A 19024-nucleotide genomic window follows, 5' to 3' on the forward strand; every position below is an offset into this window, starting at 1 on the left:
TTGTATTGCTAAAATTATACAAAAGGTTTTCAAAAGATTTGAGCTAAGGAAAGAAATATGCGTTTTGAACTTCAAGCTAGGGATAATCTTGCACGAGCAGGGAAGCTCACTCTCTCTCATGGCGAGGTTTTAACCCCTGTGTTTATGCCTGTTGGCACTCAAGGGGTGATTAAGGGGCTAGATTTTATCGATGTGGAGCAAAATCTAGGAGCAAAGATTATCCTAGGCAATACTTATCATCTGTATTTGAGGGTGGGGATTGAGAAAATGAGAGCTTTGGGGGGATTGCATAAATTTAGTGGATATAGTGGAAATTTTCTAACCGATAGTGGGGGATTCCAAGCTTTTAGTTTGGGAGGGAAGAGAAGAGAGGAGGGGATAGAGTTTGCCTCTCATATTGATGGCTCAAAGCATTTTTTCACCCCAGAGAAAGTGTTAGATATTGAGTATGCCCTCAATAGCGATATTATGATGATTTTAGATGATTTGGTGGGACTTCCTGCAAGTGAAGAGAGGATTATGCAATCCATTGATCGCACCACTTTATGGGCAAAACAAAGCCTTGATTATCACGCATTGCAAAAATCTCAAGGCAAGGCTCAAACTAATAATATCTTTGCAATCGTGCAAGGGGGGACTACTGAGAGATTTAGGTATAAAAGTGCAAGTGAGCTAGTGGCTTTGAGAAGTGAAGTGGAGGGGGTAGAGTATGAGTATGATGGCTATGCAATCGGAGGACTTGCTGTGGGAGAGAGCAGTGAGGAGATGTATCACACACTTGATTTCACTACCCCTCTTTTGCCTAGCCATAAGCCAAGATATCTTATGGGGGTTGGCACACCAGAGAATCTCATAGAAGCGATTGCTAGGGGAGTAGATATGTTTGATTGTGTGATGCCAACACGCAATGCTAGAAATGCCACGATTTTCACTCACTTTGGCAAACTCTCTATCAAATCCCCACGCTATGCCCTTGATGAGTCCCCACTAGATAGTCAGTGTGATTGCTACACTTGTCGCAATTTTTCAAGGGCTTATATCCATCATCTCTTTAGAAGCAGTGAGATTACTTATCATCGCCTAGCAAGTATCCACAATCTCAGATACTATCTCAATCTTCTCTCAAGTGCAAGGGAAGCAATCTTAAAAGGAGAGTTTATGGAGTTTAGAAAAGATTTTTATGCCAAAAGAGTGGGGGAGAGCTAAAATCTCCACCCTACATTAAGCGTAATTGCCCCACTTAGAGGGTCAGTGGAGTATGTGCGATTTCCAAGAGTTACATCTTGTGAGCTATAAAATACATATCCTGCTTCAATGTATGCTCCATAAATCAAATCAAATCCTGCGTAAAAATCCATAATATGGAGATTCCCTATGTCTTGTGGAGAGAATGTATATCTGACTCCTGCACTGATTCCAAACCCCATATAATCGCTAAACATATAATTTGCTTCTAATGCGATAGGGAGTGCAAAATCCACATCGTTTTTAATCCCACTTGTATTGATTGCTCCAAATCCTATGGGGAGGGAGAGCGAAAAACCTTTTGTTCTAAGAAAGCTAGAGCCTCCACTAGAGAAATTATATTTTGGTCCTATGGTTGCATACCCCATATATGCTCCACCACTATTTCCTCCAAAAAATGAAGAAAACCTTGCTCCAAATGAACCAAAAACCCACCCTAGCCAATCATCTGAACTTGTAGGCTTATACTCTTCAATCCCTAGCTCTTTTTCTTTTTGCTTTGCTCTCTCTATCCTTTCTGAATCTCCTGAATTTTTATCAAGATAGATTGCAATTTCCTCATCACTTTGTGATTCAATCTCTTTCTTTTTGTCTGCAAGATTGTTAAGAATACTCTTCTTTCTGCTCTCTGATAGGGATTGATTGCTTTCAATCTTTGCCCTGTATCCTTCAAAAATCCTATCAATCTCAATCTGTTGCTCTTGAGTGATTGCCAAAAGCGATGTGGCAAGTCCTAGACTTGCAAGTAGTGTCTTTTTCATCTTCTATCCTTATTTTGTAAAATAAAAATAGATTATGCCCCCCCCCCCACTTAAAAACAGCTTAAAAAGTGGAAAAAATTTTGAGAAATTGAAAGATTTGTGTGAGGACTCAAAGCTCTTTTAGAGCATTTGAGCAAATTGCAGAAAGAGATTTTTACTATCTTGTGGGCCAGGACTAGCTTCAGGGTGGTATTGGACAGAGAAGATTGGCGAATCTTTATATCTCACACCCTCAATCGTGCCATCAAAGAGATTGATATGTGTAACCTCTGCTACTTCTTTGATTTTTTCTGTTACAGAGTAGTTGTGGTTTTGTGCTGTGATTTCTACTTCATTGCTAATGAGATTTTTGACAGGGTGATTGCCTCCGTGATGTCCGAACTTGAGCTTCTCTGTGGGGTAGCCATGAGCGATAGAGAGGAGTTGATGTCCTAGACAGATTCCAAACATTGGGATTTTTTGAGCTATGAGTTTTTTGATCTGCTCCACTTCTTGGCTCAAAACCATTGGATCTCCAGGACCATTGGAGAGGAAAACGCCTTGGATTTTGCCCTCTTTGTAGAGTGCGATGATTTCATCAGCATTGAAGCTGTGGGGTTTGACAATAGTTTTTAGCCCCACATTGACAAGCTCATTGAGGATATTGTCCTTTGCTCCAAAGTCAATAGCAACGATAGTTTTCTCTGTCTTTGGGGTAGAGTAGTCAAAACTTTGGAAGCAAAATGTCCCTTGAGTGTGGGTTTTGTCCTCTTTGAGTGAAACCTCTTTGATATAGTTTATCTCTTCAATCCTTGGAGAGGAGTTTAGGAGTGTTTTTAGCTCCTCTCTCTCCTCTATCTCAGTAGAAACTATTACCATCATTGCTCCCTCACTCCTAAGCATTTTGGTAAGTCCTCTTGTATCTATATCACAAATCCCCATTATCCCTCTCTCTTGCAAAAAGTCTTGAAGAGATTCTTTGGCTCTAAAGTTTGAGAAAAAGTCCTCATAATTTCGCACAAAGATTCCTTTGCAGTGAGGGATTTCTCGCTCATTATCTTGTGGATTTGTGCCAATGATTCCAATCTCAGGCATTGTAAAAGTGATGAATTGCCCTGCATAGCTTGGATCTGTGATAATCTCTTGATAGCCACTCATTGAGGTGTTAAACACCACCTCTCCTACTTGAGTGCCATTTGCTCCAAAACTTTGGGCTTTGATAAAAGTCCCATTCTCAAAGTAGAGATAGGCAGGTTTCATAGATATCCTTTTTTCTTAAGTTCTTCCTCATAGAGTTTGTTGAATACAAGTTCATACTCATCACTTCCTACCACTAGCTTTTTTTTGTAGTTTTTGAGTTTTTCAAGCACGACTTCTTCAGCATCTTCATAGATTTTGGCATAAGAATCTATGGCTTTGAAGATGAGATTTTTGATGACATTATCAGAGAGAGAAAAAACGATAAGCTTTTTCTCTTGCAATGCTTTTAGTATCTCGTGAGAGAGGTTGCTGTATCTATCGTCCCAATTAAGAGGGAAGTTGATTTCATTGGCAATTTGCTTTTTTATCATCCAAAACAATTGTCGCTCATCAGCTCTCATAAACTCAATCTCATCAAGATTTTGCTCTAGCAAAACTCTAGTCTTCTCATCAAGTGCAATTTCTTGCTTAATATCTTTTTCCAAAACTTCAAGGATAGTTTTTTGGAGTTGCTCTATGGAGGATTTTTCCTCCAAAAGTGGGGAGTTAAAGAGGTCAAGTGCCACTTTGTTTGCTACATAAGGAGCGTGTTGTAATTTTATCTTCATATTCAAACCTTAATTTTTTTGAGTGTATTTTAACCTTTTTTAGATTAAATTGTTTGTGAAGTTGTATGCAAAACGCTTCAAGCTCAAAAGAGATTGTAATCTTCCCCCTAGATTGATGACAATACCCCCATACTCCCTCAAAGAGGGATTAGAAGCGATAGGCAATCTCGGCGTTGATACCACTTGTATCAGGGCTTCCTACATATTCAAGTGAGATTCCAAAATCTCGCATTGGCATAAATTGAGCCCCTGCCAAAAAATTGATAGGGAATTTATCTACTTCTACTGAATATCCTTTTACTAACCCTCCACTTGAAGCACTCAAATCCTTGCCTTTAGTGGAGCTAAAAAGCTTGATTTTTTGCACTCCTGTATGAAGTGTAAAAACTCCCTCATAGGTATATCCGATTCTTGGTGCAATATACATAAAAGGTTTTTGCACAAATCCTTTGACATCATTTTGCCAATCATCAAGTTGCACATAGCCTCCACCAATCATACAAGAAGCAAAAAAGCTTTTATAACCAATGGCAAGATTTGTCCCTCCCATCACTGCAAACCCATCTAGGGTATTTTTGACTGAACCTATGGGGAAAGTGATTTCATTGAGTGTAATTGTTTTGGGATTATTGCCAAAAGCTGTCCCATCAAGATTGATAGTGATAGGCGAATCTAGGGGGATTGTTGCACTTCCCACACGCGTTTCTTGCTCCATATGCACATAGGTTGCACTCATAAAGAGATTCATAAAAGGAAAAAGCCAAGTATCAACCTTTGCACCAATTGCTGAAGTTTTTGTGCTAACCGTGCCTTCTGAAAGCTTCCACTCTTTCTCTCCTGTGCCAAAGGCGTTATTGATTTGAGTTTTGAGATCTGCAATGAATTGATCTCTTGGCGTTTTTGAGATGACACCAAGAGTGCCAAAAAGTGGAATGGCAATATTGGTTTGTCCTAAAATAGGGAGTTTGACAGGGACATTAAAGCTTGAAGGAATTTTCTCAAATAAACCTCCGATTTTATCCCCAATTCCCACTCCCATTTCACCACTAAATTTTTTCACTCTATAAGTTTCTGTGGTGTAGCTCCCTATGATTGAGATACCAAGAGGGTTGGGAAGTGTCCCTTCTTTGATATTTAGCAGGGTTTGAAGAAAGGGGAGATAGTGAGCTGTCTTGGGTATAGGTGTTTTGATAGGGTATCTGCTCTCTGTAACTGGCACCGTTTCTCTAGGGACTTGAAGTTCTAGCTCCTTTTCTTTCATACGCTCAATAAAGCTTTTTTGTTCTTGATTTGAGGGGTTACTCAAATCTTGCAAATTACTCTCTTGGGCTAGGAGAGAAGTTGCAATAACCCCCCCCCCCATAGAAGAGTTTTAAATGTCTGTTTCATTTTTACTCCTTTGGGTAGTGAAATTAAGGGGTGCATTATAGTGAAATTTTGAGAGGATTCTCTCAAAATTTATAGGCTAAAAAATAGGTTTTTGCTGAATATTTTCAAGTTTATCAGAATTGTTGGGGTTAGAGATATTGGTGTAGTAGTAGGTTTCTCCCTTGATATTTTGCTTATACACTCCTTTGGGGATTTCAAACTCTCTCTTCAGCCCTGGTTCAATCTTTAAGAGATTGGTAAAAAAGTAAGCAAATGGAGCAGGGGCGACAACCCCGCCGCTCTCGTGTTTGCCAATAGGAGAGTTATCATCTCTACCATACCAAACAATCACTTGAATGCTAGGAGAGTATCCACAAAACCACGCATCAATATTGTCATTACTTGTCCCTGTTTTTCCTGCTAGGGCAATGCCTTTGACTTTGGCTTGGCGTCCTGTTCCTTTGTTGATTACATCTTGGAGAATACTTGTGGTAAGGAATGCTTGTTCTTTGCTAGTGATTGGCTCTTCTTCTTTTTCAAATTGTGTGCTATTGCCTTCTTTATCGACAATGCGATTGATAAGATAGGGATAAACAAGTGTGCCTTGATTGCTAAAGATAGAATACTCTCTTGCAGCATCTAATGGACTAAGACTAAGACTTCCAAGAATCACTGACATATCTTTGGGGATATTCTCAAATCCCAATCTTTCAATATCATTATACATTTTATCAAAACCTATAAGCTCTACAAGATTGATAGTGGCGAGGTTAAGGGATTTTGTAAGGGCAGTTTTGAGTGTTACAACTCCACTGAAGCTCTTTGTAAAATTCTTGGGTCGCCAATACTCCTCTTCGTCCATATTTTCTACATCTTGATTCTCACTTTGGCGAGTGGATTGCTTATCAAAAGTTCTATTAAAACTCCTTGCCACATCAGGCACTTGACTTGCAGGAGCATAGCCATTGTCAAAGGCGATTTGATAGATGAAAGGCTTAATAGAGCTTCCCATTTGTCTTTTGGCTTGAGTGGCACGATTAAAGGAGCTTTGAGAGTGATTCACTCCTCCTACAAGTGCCAAAATCTTTCCACTTTTGCTCTCTGTAACTACCATTGCACCATTGAGTGTATCTTCTTGAGGCTCATTGCTTATCTCTTTTGGAGTTTTTTGTCGATCGTTGATTCTATCTAGCACTCTTTGGCGTCCATAGATAATCGCCTCTTGTGCGATTTGCTGATAGTCTAGATCGATATTGAGATAGATTTTGTAGCCATTGGTTTTGAGATCAGGAATGTAGCTAAGTTGTCTTAGCACTTCATCAACCACATAGGGGGCTTTGTTTTGGGTGAGGCTTTGAGAATACACCTTTGGCACTTCAGCAATGCTTGAGAGGTATTCTTCTTGAGAAATCCACCCTAGATTTCTCATTCGCTCTAAAATATTGTTTGCTCTACTTAGAGAAAACTCTAAATTGCGTGTAGGATCATAAAAGCTTGGAGCTCTAGGAAGTCCTACTAGCATTGCAATTTCTTTGAGTGATAGGGATTTGAGAGGTTTTTTGAAATATCCAAGAGAGGCAGATTTGATCCCATAATAGCCGTGTCCAAAAAAGGTTTCATTAAAATATCTCTCCAATATCTCCTCTTTGCTCAAAGCTTGTTCGACTTGGAAAGAAAGCAAGGCTTCTTTGAGCTTTCTATCAAGGGTTTTATCTCGTGTGAGGGCAATGTTTTTGACAAGCTGTTGGGTGAGGGTGCTTCCTCCTTCAAGATATTTTCTAGCAATGAGGTTTTTTATCATCGCTCTAGAAATCGCATCAAAATTTATCCCACTATGCTCGAAAAATAGCGTATCTTCCACAGCTAGGAGTGCTTCTATCATTCTTGGAGGTATCTCATCAAAAGAGGTATAAAATCGCAACTCTTTATCAAACACATTGGCAATCAATCTTCCTTTTCTATCAAAAATTTGAGTAGCGATATTGGGCTGATAGTTTGTGATTTTCTCCAAATTTTCTGAAAGTGTGAAAAAGATTCGCACCATATACGCACAAACAACCAAAGAGATGAGAATGAGAGCAATGAGAATGGAGTTTTTAATCTTGCTAAACATTATTTGAATTATCCTTAGAGTATTTTTTGAAGTATTTTACATAATTTTTGAGTTTGGAATTTTGGGTTTTTGATATTTAGGCTTATGCGTAAGCGTGGAGTTTGAGCTGTGGGTTTGCGAATAGAGCCTACCAAAAAGCCCTCCTTCTCTAGCTCTTTGCTTACTTCTAGCATTCTCTCTTGAGAGGAGAAGGGCAGGATTGCAAGTTGAGAATCTGTGTGAAGCAGGGGAGAGAGGGCTTGTTTTTGAGCTTTGAGTTTGTGGGCTAGAGTAGGGGTGTGGGTGAGGATATATATAAGATTGCAATGAGCCAAAGCAATATCAAAAAGGCTAGGAGCTGTGGTATAGATAGAGCTTTTGGCTTTGGTAAAAAGAAAGTCAATCACGCTTTTCTCTCCCAAGACAAATGCTCCATAGCTTCCATAAGCCTTGCTTAAAGTCCCCATTTTGATATGATAATCTTTGGGTGTGATATGATAAAAATCAAAATACCCTTTGAGATTTTCTCCCAAAACCCCACTACTATGAGCCTCATCGACGATAAGCAATGCTCCAAATTCTCTAGCAATACTCTCAAACTCTTCTCCCCCTATATCCCCATCCATTGAATATGCCCCCTCAATAGCTATCAAAGCCCTGCCTTTGATAGGGGTTTTGTTTATCTTCTCTCTTAGATCTTGGGGGTTATTGTGAGAGAAAAACACTGCCCTCTCCCCCAAAAGTTTTGCAGGAAGTCTGCCACTTGCGTGATAAAGCTCATCGACAAAAATCACATCTCCCTTTCTCACCAAAGTTTCAAAAAGGGCGACATTTGCCAAAAATCCACTTCCAAAAAGTGTAGCCTCAGGGAAACCAAAATAGGATTTCAAAAACTCTTCAAACTCATAGTGAATCTGATGATACCCATTGACTGCTAGTGAAGAGATTGGGGAGTGATAGGGATAGGATTTGAGCTTTTTTATGGCGTGATTGAGGAGGGGTGTGTGAGTGGAAAGCCCCAAATAATCATTTGAAGCATAATCAAGCAGGGAGGGAGAGTGCAGTTTTTTGCTTCTGACAATACCCTTTTTTTGCATAATCGCTAATTCTTTGGCATAAGGCATTAGCTCTCCTTTAGGGTAGAAAATTTCTCAAAAATGTAATTATAATGGGATATTTGCTACAATGTTTTTAAATGTTTTATAAAGAGTAGGAAAGAATGGAAAATCGTTTAGAAACTTTAGAGTCAATTTTGGGGCGTTTGAGAAAAAATCTCAAAGAAAAGGGGCTTAAGAATTCCAAACAAAGAGAGGAAGTCTTGGCTGTGTTATACAAAAGTGGCACACACCTAAGCCCTGAAGAGGTCGCTACTCAAATCAAGATGACAGACAAAAATGCAAGTCTTTCATCTGTGTATCGGATTTTGAGCTTTCTAGAGCAAGAGCAGTTTATTTGTGGGCTAAAAACCGATAGAAGTGGCAAACGCTATGAGATTGCTTCAAAATCTCATCACGATCATATCATTTGCTTGGAGTGTGGAGAGATTATAGAGTTTGTTGATGATGAGATTGAGCGTCTGCAAGATGAAGTGGCCAAAAAATATGGAGCAAAACTCATCAGTCACGATATGAAGCTCTTTGTCAAGTGTAAGAATTGTATTAGGAAGTGATAGATTATAAAATGGGGTGGGCTATATTTTCTCTTTGTGGAGTTATGAAAAATATAACCAAACAATCCACAAAAACTATTCAAAGTCCCCATTTTTTAATGGTGTGGCAAAATCCAAATCTCTTGTCGCTCTCTTGCCAAGCACATTATTAAGAAATCTAGGGTGAAGCCCTTTATTGGGGCGTTTGATTGTAAGATTTTCTAGGCTAAATACCTCTCCTTTTTTAATGGCTTTGCTTGCAAAAATACTTCTTGAAAATTCTCTTTTTTTATCCTCTATGCTATTTTGATAATCCTCATCTCCCAAAGCTAGGGCAGTATTTCTCACATATTTTATCATCTCTTCAAACTCTATTTTGTCTAGGCTAAAAGCACTATCTACCCCTCCTAGAGATTTGTCGATGATAAAATGCTTCTCTATCATACTAGCTCCCAAACTTGTGGCAATCACAGGGGCTAAAAAGCCTTGTGTATGATCACTTAATCCCACTTTTACCCCCCATTTGCTCTCAAAAGTCTTCATCACGCTCAAATGTGCTTCATCTAAGGGTGTGGGATAAGAAGAAGTGCATTTAAGCAAGGTAATATCTTCATTTCCCACACTTCTGCACACCCTAATCGCCTCTCCTATCTCCTCATCTGTCGCCATTCCACTTGAAAGAATGATAGGTTTGTTTGTGGAGGCAATGTGTTTGATGAGATCAAGATAGGTTAGCTCAAAACTTGCAACTTTATACATCGGACACCCCAAACTCTCCAAAAGCTCCAATCCCTCCAAACTAAAAGGGGTGCTAAAAAGCGTGATTCCTATCTCTTTGGCGTATTCAAAGAGGGGTTTATGCCACTCAAATGGAGTGTAGGCTTTGGCATAAAGAGAGTATAGATTTTCCCCTTTCCATAGTCCTTCTTTGATAAGAAAATCCTCATTTTGAGAATCTAGAGTTAGACAAGAGGGGGTGTAGGTTTGGATTTTGATAGCATCTGCTCCAATCTCTTTGGCGACTTTGATACTCTCTAGGGCAAGGCTGAAGTCTTGATTATGATTGGCACTTAGCTCAGCAACGATAAGGGGACTCATAGGTTTTTCTCCATAATTAAACTTTTCTCATTTTGGGATTTTGTGCTAAATCGACTCTTTTTATAGAGATGTAAAGCCTTGCTATTGTGTCTTAAAACCTCAATCTCTATGGTGCTTACAGATAGTTTTTTGGCACTCTCATATAATGAGTGCAATATCTTTTCTCCCACGCCTTTGTATTTCATATTTTTATAAATCCCCATTTTTGCCCTCTCTCCTTCAATCTGCAAACTTCCCACAGCGACAATCTCTCCACAACATCGCTCATCTTCAAAAAAAGCCCAAAAAAATTGGGAGAAAGTGAGTGAGGCGATAAAATCAAAATGCTCTTTTGTGCTGATGATTTTAGGATTGAGTGAGTTTTCCCTCACTTCTTTTTGATTCCTTAGTTTTAATACCTCAAGTTTTTGGGTGTGGCTAAGGAGTGAGAAATGCAGAGCATTGCTAGGAGAGAGCAAGGGCAAGAGAAGTTTGTAGAGGAGTTTATCAAGCCTATATCCCAACGCTTTGGGGGAGGGGGTGGGGAGAGAGTATAAGAGGGAGAGGGAGTGGGTGAGTTTGCAAGTGAGATTTTTGAGGGAGAAGATTGTAAGGAGAGAGGGGAGGGAGTGAGCGTGGGTGAGTTGAGAGAGTTGATTATCAGCCAAAAGTAGAGCGATGATTTTTTTGCCACGAGAGAGGGCTTCATTGAGTCCTCCACCACCAGCAGTGATGATAATCTCTGAGCTATCAATGAGAGTGCAAATCTCACTAGGGGCAAGAGAAGAGTAGGTGGGAAACTTTGAGCTTTTATAATAGGGGTTGATGATATGGATATCTCCTTTGAGTGTGGAAGTGAGAATATCAAGAAGCCTATCTTGGCGACTTCCTCCAAGATTGACTAAGATTCTGCCCTTTTGTGTGGGGACTTTGGGGGGAGTGAGAAAAAGAGGATTTAAGATGACATATCCCTCTCCACCATAGCGATTTTTATGACTTTTTGCTCCCAAAGTGGGGGAGAGGATTGTGGCGTGTTTGGGGTAGGGGATACGAAAAAAATCATCAAGACAGATTAAGATTTGGCACTCAATACTCTCATAAAACTCTTTGGGTGTAATATAGCTATCAATGATTACAATCTCAAGAGGATAGGGTGGGAGAGAGAAGCTGGAGTGAAAGCTAGGAGTGAGGGGGATTGTAGGAAAAATAGCTTTGAGGTGCAAAAATAGATTCTCACATCTCCTCAAATGTCCTAGTCCATATCTCTCCCCACTCTCACAAAAGAGATCAACTCTCATAAAGCACCTTGTATTTTAGCTCTGCTAGTGCGAAATCCTCTAGCGTGTCAATATCTTGCACACAAAGTGAGGGGAGGATATAGGGAGTGCTTTGTGGAGAGAAGATAGGGAGCTTATCGCTAAAGGTTTGAGCTAGGGCGATATAGAATTGCCCTGCATCGTGATAGAGTGTGGGTAAGTCTTGAGAGCGAGTATTGAGATGTTCTGGATAGAGCATACAGAGTTTATCTCCCTCAAGCTTAAAGCCTCTAAAGGGAGTGAAATCAAATCGTGTGGCAGAGAAAACATAGCTAGAGCTTTGAAGTGTGAGGGCATTTTGGAGGGTTTGAGGAGAGAGGAGTGGGGCAGTGGGATAGAGCGTGATGATAGTAGAGTGAGGGGGGAGAGAGCATTTCTCTATGCAATCTGCTATCACCTCAAGTGTAGGGGTAAAATCATCACTTAATCGCTCATCTCTTTTAAATGGCACATTAGCTCCATACTCCTTTGCAATCTTGGCAATCTCCTCACAATCTGTGCTGACAATCACCTCAGCCCCCACACTTTTGGCACAGAGGATTGAGTAGGCAATAAGAGGTTTGCCTAAAAAAGGTTTGATATTTTTTTGGGGGATTCTTTTGCTCCCCCCACGAGCGGGGATAATGCAAAACAAATTAGAATGGGTAGTCATCTTCGATTTTTTGAATAGTGGGCTTTTGCTTAGTGGTTTGGGCGATTGAGCCTTTGGTAGCATATTCAATCTTGGCATCTGCAATGTATTTGGAAGCAATGGTGTTTTCTCTTGAAATATCATAGGGGCGAATCACGCCACTAATCCTCATAATCTGCTTTTCTCCATCGACTAGGATTTCTTTGTTGCCATAGATAAAGTAATTGCCATTTTCAAGCACTTTGATGACTCTTGCTGTGAGGGTGAGGGTAGTGGTTTGGGTGGTGCTTTGATTCCCTCCACCTTGAAAATTTGAGGTATTGTTGCCTTTTTGGAGTGTGTAGTTGGCTTGGTTATTGAGATATTCTACTGCCTTTTTTTGATCCTCATCACTTCCATTATAAGCTAGGAGTGGAGGGGTTACATTCCCTCCTGAGCTTCCATTGTAGGTTTTTGTAGTATTAAATGATGAAGTGGAGCTTTCATCAATAATTACTGTGATTAAATCATCAGGTTTCATTGCTCTTCTATCAGCAAAGAGTGGGCGATCTCCTTGTCCAAACAGACTTCCTGCTTTGCTAAATTCAGGGATAAATTCTTTCTCAGGCATCTCTTCTACATACTCAGGTGGAGCAAGATCGATTTTGGGTTCTTGGGCATTAAGTATATGGATAGATAATCCCAAAGATAGTGATAATAGTGTAAAATAAATCCTTTTCACAGCTTTGATTCCTTTCAAATGTGTTGTTGGAGGGGAGAGAAGCAAGATTTATTCCAAAATGAGGAGAAAAGACAATGAGCCAAATCAAAGAAAGAATGGCACAAGATTTAAAAGAAGCAATGAAAAGTGGTGAGACTTTCAAAAGAGATACTTTGAGATTGCTTAATTCTGCTTTAAAGCAAGTGGAGGTAGATAAGCGAATTGTGCTAAGTGATGAAGATGTGATTGGAATTTTGAAAAGTGCTTATAAGCAAAGAGAAGATGCACTTGAAGCTTATCTTAATGCAACAAGAGATGATTTAGCACAAAAAGAAAAACAAGAAATGGATATAATTCTCTCTTATCTTCCAAAGCAGTTGAGTGATGAAGAGCTGAAAGAAGCTGTAAAAAAACTCATTGCAGAGATAGGTGCTGAGGGGAGCAAAGATCTAGGCAAGGTAATGGGTGCAAGCAAAAAGCTCTCTTCTGTCGCTGATGGAAAGAGAATAAGTGCGATTGCAAAAGAGCTTCTATCTTAAAGTTTTATAAGATAGATTTGAATTAGACAACAAAGGAGACAAATGAAAAAGCTTATCGCTTCATTATTATGTGTGGGAGGAGTGCTCTTTGGTGGTGGGTTCAAACTCAATGAGCATAGTTTGAACTCTATTGCTTTGAGTTCGGCGTATGTGGCAGGGGCTAATGGAGCAGATAGCTCATTTTATAATCCTGCAAATATGGGGTTTGGAAAGTTTTCTGATAAGCACGAGTTAGAGATTTCTACGACTTGGATTCATGTCCCTGCATTTGATTTCACCACAGATTTTACAAAGATAAAAAATCAAATTGGAAGAGATCAGGGAACACAAATTCAATGTAGTGTAAAACCAAATGCTAGTTTTTGGGATAGGCTTGCCGCACTTGCTGTGTGTTCTGGAGTTGCACTGCTTGGACCTTCAGATATTTCTGCCGGAGAAACTTCAGCCAAAGGACACGCCAATCCTACAAATTTTGTCTATCCTGAAGTCTTTTATAAAAGTCCTACATTTTGGGGAGGATTCAATGTCGGACTTGCAGTAACTGCACCTTCAGGAATGACAATGGATTGGGATGGAAGAGGGGGAGATTTTCTAGATTATAGCTTTATTGCAATGGTAGAAGTCAATCCTAGCATTTCTTTTAAGGTGGGAAATTGGCTAGGGATAGGAGTGGGGGGAAGGATTATGTATGGACAAGGAGATTTTAATAATTCTCTTTATGTTCCATATACAGCAAAGCAACAAGTGGGATCGGCAATAATTGCAACCTCGGGAACAACAGCAGTGGATCAAGTTTCCTCTACCAATGGAGTGGGCTTTGGCTACAATGTGGCTTTGAGTGTAAAGCCTTTAGCCTTTTGGACAGATAGTTTGACAATCTCGGCTACTTATCGCTCTCCCTTGCATATTGATTTCAAAGGAGAATTGAGTGCCATAGCTACAACAGGAAACAAAGACAATCCTTTGGTAAAAGCTCAAATGGATGCAGATTTAATCCTCTCTACTGATGTTCCTCCTGTGTTTCAAGTAGGAATCGCTCAAAGATTGGGAAGATTTTTGATTGAAGCAGTGTATGAGAGAAACTTTTGGAGCTATGGAAATAAGTTTGAATTTCAATACCAAAACCAAAGATTTAGTAATATCAGTGGAAGTATGGTAAGTTATATGGGAAAAACAGAAGAAGAGAGAGCTGCATATATGCAAAATATGATGAGTGGGGCAGATTATGATTCTGTGGCGATTGGGCGAGGGTGGAAAGATACCAATTCTTATCGTGTAGGAGTTACAATGGATGTGACTCAAAAACTCAAAGCTATGGCTTCATTTGCTTATGATGAAACTCCTGTGCCAAAAGATGGGTTTGGAATCCCTGATGCCAATGGCTATATGATGGGAGTAGGTGTAAGGTATTCAATGTTTAATGACTCTCTTGATGTCGGAGCGGCGTATTCAATGACACTCAAAGATAATCGCGATTCTTATATCCAATCTGAAAATGGACTTGGCAAACTTCAGCTTGTCAATGTCTCAATGGCTTGTAGATTTTAAGACAATGAGGGGTTTTCCCCTCTAGTTCAAAACCCTAAAAACAATCCCTCTCAAACCCTATCCACCCATTCTCTCGCCTTGCTTGTGGTGAGGATTTTGAGGAAGTTAGATAAGGCAGAAGTGCCTTATCCCTCAAAACCTCAAGAGCAAGATTGAGCGAGGCTCTCCCCTATTGGCAAAAAGAAAGGAGCAAGACTTTCTTTTTGGGCTGAGGGGAGTGAGGAGGGGTAAGCCTTTTTCTTTGGCAATCAAAAAAAGAATAAAAAAACCAAAACAACAAAAAAAGCCAAAAATACCCAATCAAACCACAATCCCTCTCAAATCTTATCCACCCATTCTCTCGCCTTGCTCGTGGTGAGGATTTTGAGGAAGTTAGATAAGGCAGAAGTGCCTTATCCCTCAAAACCTCAAGAGCAAGATTGAGCGAGGCTCTCCCCTATTGGCAAAAAGAAAGGAGCAAGACTTTCTTTTTGGGCTGAGGGGAGTGAGGAGGGGTAAGCCTTTTTCTTTGGGAAAATAAAAAACAAAAAATCAAAAACAATCAAAGAAGCTAAAAAACTCCTAGACTTTACAATAAAACACATACTCCAAGATTTAATGCGTTACAATAGCACTTAAAATTCTCACATTAAGGAAAAGCGATGTTTGAAACGATTATCGGACTTGAAGTGCATGTCCAGCTCAATACCAAAACAAAAATCTTCTGCTCTTGTGCGACTTCTTTTGGTGAAGCACCCAATACCAATGTTTGCCCCACTTGTCTAGGCTTACCAGGGGCTTTACCTGTGCTAAACAAAGAAGCAGTCAAAAAGGCTATTTCTTTTGGAAGTGCAATCAATGCACAAATCAACCAAAACTCTATCTTTGCAAGAAAAAACTACTTCTACCCTGATCTTCCCAAAGCCTATCAAATCAGTCAATTTGAAGTGCCAATCGTGGGGAGAGGTAGCCTTGAGATTGAGGTCAATGGAGAGAAGAAAGTCATTGGAATCACACGAGCTCATTTAGAAGAAGATGCAGGGAAAAATATCCATGAGGGAGAGGTTTCAAAGGTTGATCTCAATCGTGCTTGCACCCCATTGCTTGAGATTGTCAGTGAGCCGGATATGAGAAGTGCTGATGAGGCTGTGGCATATCTCAAAAAGCTTCACTCAATTGTGAGATTTATTGAGATTTCTGATGCCAATATGCAAGAAGGAAGTTTCCGATGTGATGCCAATGTTTCTATCCGTCCCAAAGGAGATAGCAAACTCTATACAAGAGTGGAGATAAAAAACCTCAATAGCTTTAAGTTTATCGCCAAAGCCATAGAGTATGAGGTGGAGCGACAGATTGAGGCGTGGCAAGATGGCGTATATGAAAAAGAAGTCGTGCAAGAAACTAGACTATTTGATACCTCAAAGGGTGTAACTCGCTCAATGAGAGGCAAAGAAGAATCAGCTGATTATCGCTATTTCCCAGATCCTGATTTGCTTCCTGTGTATATCAGTGAGGAGTTGATGAGAGAGGGGAGAGCAATCCCTGAATTGCCTGATGAGAAAAAGCAACGCTATATTCAAGAGTATGGGATCAAAGAAGGCGATGCCGAAGTGCTTGTAAGCTCATTGGAGCTTTGCAAATATTTTGAGGAAATGCTAGGCTTTGGAATCTCTCCAAAAGGTGCAACCTCTTGGCTCAATACTGAGCTTTTAGGGAAACTCAAAGGGGAGCTAACACTTCAAAATTGTGGAATTGACAGCAAACTCTTAGCAACTCTAGTGAAGAGAGTAGAGGAGAGCAAAATCAGTGGCAAGAGTGGAAAGCAAATCCTAGAGGTGCTAGTAGAAAACAAGGGGGGAGATGTCGATGAGTTGATTGTGTCTATGGGATTGGAGCAAGTCAATGATGATGGGGCGATTATTAGTGCTATTGAAGAAGTTTTGAGTGCTAATGGCGATAAGGTAGAAGAATACAAAAGTGGAAAAGACAAGCTTTTTGGCTTCTTTGTAGGGCAAGTGATGAAGAGTGCCAAAGGTGCTTCTCCTGCAAGAGTGAATGAGCTCTTAAAAGAAAGATTAGGCTAAAATATTTAGAGGGGAGGGGTGTGAAGGGGGAGGGGGTGTGTGCTAATGCTCTAAAGTCTTTTTATGCTCTTTTTAAATCCAAAAAACTTATTGTGGTTGTGTGGGTTTAAGAGGGTTAAGAGTATAAACTTTTGAGGAGAAAATAGAGGGATTGCAAAGCCCCTCTAAGAGTCTTTGCAAATTTTAGAGCAAAAGCTGTTTTTGGACTTCTTGAGCCTTGCTCTCTCCTTTTAGAGATTTTAAAATTTCAAGAGCAAAAAGGATTGCAAAAGCAGGTCCTGTGCCTGTGATGATACGATCTGAAGTTTTACAAGGCAAATCTAGCCTTTGAGCTTGGGTATGCTTCATCATCTTCTCACACTCAGGATAACAGCAGAAATCTTCTGTAAGCAAATGCAATTCATCAAGCACCAAAGGAGCAGCACAGATTGCTCCAATGAGTTTATGAGAAGAAGCAAGATCTGAGATGATTTGCAAAAGTGTAGGAGAAGCCAACATATTTTGCACCCCCTCCATTCCTCCATGCAATGCGATTGCATCAAACTCATTGGGCTTAATTTCTTGCAATGAAGTATCTGCAATGATTGAGATATTGTGAGCCCCTTTGACTTTGAGAGCAGAGTCAAGAGAAGCCAAAACCACTTCCACTCCACCTCTTCTCAAAACATCAACAATGCTTACTAGCTCAATCTCTTCAAATCCACACGCTAGAGGGAGTAAAATCTTTGCCATTACTTGACTTTCTCTACATACTCACCAGTTTCTGTATTGACGCGGATTACTTCTCTTTCAAGCACGTGGAAAGGGATTTGCACCACAGCTCCACTCTCTAGGGTTGCAGGTTTTTTACCACCACTTGAAGTATCTCCTTTGAAGTTTGGAGCAGTTTCAATGATTTTTAGCTCAACTACTTGTGGGACATCTACTGAGATTGCTTTGTTATTGTGGAAAAGGATTTGCACGCTCATTCCATCAATCATCCACTTAGCAACCTCTCCTACTTGATCATCTGTAAGTGCAATTTGCTCATAAGTAGCTGTATCCATAAATTGGAAATTTTCTCCATCGTGATAGAGATATTGCATACTTTTTTCTTGCAAATTTGGCTCTTCACACTTATCTCCTGCGTGAAAAGTCTTCTCAATCACTTTGCCATCAAGAAATGACTTGATTTTGGCTCTTACAAAAGCCGCACCTTTTCCAGGTTTTACATGTTGATATTCTGTGATTCGATAGGGAATCCCATCAATCTCAATTTTTAGTCCTTTTTTGAGTTCACTCATTCCAATTGCCATATTTTTTCCTTATTTTTAGATTTTGTTTGCACTTCCTAGAAGTTGCATTCGCTCTTTGATTACTTCTTTTACAGCCTGCATTGCAGGAGTGAAAAATTTACGCAAATCAAATTCGCTATTGTTTGCATTTGCCACCTTTCTCACTTCTGCAATAAATGCAATTCGCAAATCAGTATCGGTATTGATTTTATTGATTCCTCCCCTAATTGCCTCTTGCAAAAACTCAAAAGGCACTCCCTTGCTTCCCTTGAGATCTCCTCCACTAGAGAGGAAGCTCTCTCTGACGCTATCAGGGATTGCACTTGCTCCGTGCAAAACTAGAGGGATTTTTGTCAGTTTTTTCACTTCACTCAATCGCTCAAAATCAAGCTTTGGCTCTCCTTTGAACTTAAAAGCTCCATGACTTGTCCCAATTGCAGGGGCAAGAAAATCCACCCCACTTTCTTTGACAAAGATTTCAGCTTCTTTGGGATTAACCAAAGTTGCATCTTTTTCATCGACTAAAATATTATCCTCAATCCCCATAAGCCTTCCAAGCTCTGCTTCTACACTCACGCCAAAGCGATGAGCGTATTGCACAACCTCTTGAGTCATCTTCAAATTTTCTTCAAAACAATGATGAGAAGCATCAATCATTACAGAAGTAAAACCTGCATCAATAGCGTTTTTGCAACTCTCAAAGCTTGTGCCGTGATCTAGGTGGAGTGCTACGGGGATATGAGGGTATTTTTGAGCAAATGCTTTTGTCAGTGAGACGCAAATATCAAGTCCCATATACTTGATTGCCCCCTCACTTGCTTGGACAATCAAAGGAGAGGAAACTTCATCTGCAGATTCAAAAATGCTTTTTAACATTTCCAAATTGACAAAGTTAAACGCACCTACGCCATATCCCTGCTCACTTGCAGGGATTAAAATATCATTTCCACAAACAAGCATTCTCTCTCCTTGCTT

17 protein-coding genes and 1 pseudogene are annotated in these 19024 nt (G+C 40.0%); 5 read left to right on the forward strand and 13 right to left on the reverse strand.

The genetic code is table 11. From position 1 onward, the window contains the following. Positions 1-57 precede the first annotated feature (57 nt). Positions 58-1206, forward strand: a complete 1149-nt coding sequence (gene tgt, locus CQA58_RS06505) for a tRNA guanosine(34) transglycosylase Tgt (protein ID WP_115569915.1) — start codon at positions 58-60, stop codon at positions 1204-1206. Here the strand turns inward: tgt and CQA58_RS06510 are convergent. The 6 genes and pseudogenes from CQA58_RS06510 to CQA58_RS06535 form a co-directional block, all read right to left on the reverse strand. Beyond that, positions 1203-2006 (reverse strand): hypothetical protein, encoded by an 804-nt coding sequence (locus tag CQA58_RS06510; protein WP_115569916.1) that lies wholly within the window; start codon positions 2004-2006, stop codon positions 1203-1205. The genes tgt and CQA58_RS06510 overlap by 4 nt on opposite strands. A gap of 120 nt (positions 2007-2126) precedes the next feature. Further along, complete coding sequence (gene carA, locus CQA58_RS06515; protein WP_115569917.1) at positions 2127-3245, reverse strand: glutamine-hydrolyzing carbamoyl-phosphate synthase small subunit; 1119 nt, start codon at positions 3243-3245, stop codon at positions 2127-2129. Beyond that, entirely contained in the window at positions 3242-3793 is a 552-nt protein-coding gene (locus tag CQA58_RS06520; RefSeq protein WP_115569918.1) for a DUF507 family protein, read from the reverse strand. Before CQA58_RS06520 ends, carA begins: the two co-directional genes overlap by 4 nt. 148 nt (positions 3794-3941) lie before the next feature. After that, positions 3942-5156: a hypothetical protein gene (locus CQA58_RS06525; RefSeq protein WP_115569919.1), complete on the reverse strand. Its 1215-nt coding sequence runs from the start codon at positions 5154-5156 to the stop codon at positions 3942-3944. Between the two features lie 95 nt (positions 5157-5251). After that, positions 5252-7274, reverse strand: a pseudogene (locus tag CQA58_RS06530) (penicillin-binding protein 1A). Positions 7275-7288: 14 nt separating this feature from the next. Next, a complete protein-coding gene (locus tag CQA58_RS06535; protein WP_115569921.1) occupies positions 7289-8377 on the reverse strand; it encodes an aminotransferase class I/II-fold pyridoxal phosphate-dependent enzyme in 1089 nt (362 codons plus the stop codon). Between the two features lie 95 nt (positions 8378-8472). On the opposite strand from CQA58_RS06535, the gene fur reads away from it, so the two are divergent. Further along, on the forward strand, positions 8473-8922 hold the full coding sequence (gene fur, locus CQA58_RS06540) for a ferric iron uptake transcriptional regulator (protein WP_115569922.1): 450 nt from the start codon (positions 8473-8475) through the stop codon (positions 8920-8922). A gap of 75 nt (positions 8923-8997) precedes the next feature. On the opposite strand, the gene pseI is transcribed toward fur, so the two are convergent. From pseI to flgH, 4 genes are read right to left on the reverse strand one after another with little or no spacing between them, the layout of a single operon-like run. Continuing rightward, a complete protein-coding gene (gene pseI / locus CQA58_RS06545) occupies positions 8998-9999 on the reverse strand; it encodes a pseudaminic acid synthase (RefSeq protein ID WP_115569923.1) in 1002 nt (333 codons plus the stop codon). Next, positions 9996-11276, reverse strand: a complete 1281-nt coding sequence (locus tag CQA58_RS06550) for a GNAT family N-acetyltransferase (RefSeq protein ID WP_115569924.1) — start codon at positions 11274-11276, stop codon at positions 9996-9998. Before CQA58_RS06550 ends, pseI begins: the two co-directional genes overlap by 4 nt. Continuing rightward, positions 11266-11946, reverse strand: a complete 681-nt coding sequence (pseF, locus tag CQA58_RS06555) for a pseudaminic acid cytidylyltransferase (RefSeq protein ID WP_115569925.1) — start codon at positions 11944-11946, stop codon at positions 11266-11268. The genes CQA58_RS06550 and pseF overlap by 11 nt, the downstream gene beginning before the upstream one ends. Further along, entirely contained in the window at positions 11930-12646 is a 717-nt protein-coding gene (flgH, locus tag CQA58_RS06560) for a flagellar basal body L-ring protein FlgH (RefSeq protein ID WP_115569943.1), read from the reverse strand. Before flgH ends, pseF begins: the two co-directional genes overlap by 17 nt. A gap of 74 nt (positions 12647-12720) precedes the next feature. Here flgH and CQA58_RS06565 point away from each other — a divergent pair, with 74 nt between their 5' ends. From CQA58_RS06565 to gatB, 3 genes are all read left to right on the forward strand, one after another. Further along, positions 12721-13164: a GatB/YqeY domain-containing protein gene (locus CQA58_RS06565; protein ID WP_115569926.1), complete on the forward strand. Its 444-nt coding sequence runs from the start codon at positions 12721-12723 to the stop codon at positions 13162-13164. 42 nt (positions 13165-13206) lie between these two features. Further along, positions 13207-14712 (forward strand): OmpP1/FadL family transporter, encoded by a 1506-nt coding sequence (locus tag CQA58_RS06570; RefSeq protein WP_115569927.1) that lies wholly within the window; start codon positions 13207-13209, stop codon positions 14710-14712. A gap of 641 nt (positions 14713-15353) precedes the next feature. Next, positions 15354-16775 (forward strand): Asp-tRNA(Asn)/Glu-tRNA(Gln) amidotransferase subunit GatB, encoded by a 1422-nt coding sequence (gatB, locus tag CQA58_RS06575; RefSeq protein ID WP_115569928.1) that lies wholly within the window; start codon positions 15354-15356, stop codon positions 16773-16775. Positions 16776-16958: 183 nt separating this feature from the next. On the opposite strand, the gene CQA58_RS06580 is transcribed toward gatB, so the two are convergent. Genes CQA58_RS06580 through CQA58_RS06590 form a run of 3 tightly spaced genes read right to left on the reverse strand, consistent with a single transcriptional unit; the run spans position 16959 to position 19009 of the window. Then, positions 16959-17507 carry a DJ-1 family glyoxalase III gene (locus CQA58_RS06580; protein ID WP_115569929.1) on the reverse strand — a complete coding sequence of 183 codons (549 nt, stop codon included), beginning with the start codon at positions 17505-17507 and terminating at the stop codon, positions 16959-16961. Beyond that, entirely contained in the window at positions 17507-18070 is a 564-nt protein-coding gene (efp, locus tag CQA58_RS06585) for an elongation factor P (protein ID WP_115569930.1), read from the reverse strand. The genes CQA58_RS06580 and efp overlap by 1 nt, the downstream gene beginning before the upstream one ends. 15 nt (positions 18071-18085) lie before the next feature. Further along, positions 18086-19009 (reverse strand): class II fructose-bisphosphate aldolase, encoded by a 924-nt coding sequence (locus CQA58_RS06590; RefSeq protein ID WP_115569931.1) that lies wholly within the window; start codon positions 19007-19009, stop codon positions 18086-18088. Between the last annotated feature and the right edge of the window lie 15 nt (positions 19010-19024).

This window comes from Helicobacter brantae, assembly GCF_003364205.1.
In the GTDB taxonomy this organism is placed as follows: domain Bacteria; phylum Campylobacterota; class Campylobacteria; order Campylobacterales; family Helicobacteraceae; genus Helicobacter_G; species Helicobacter_G brantae.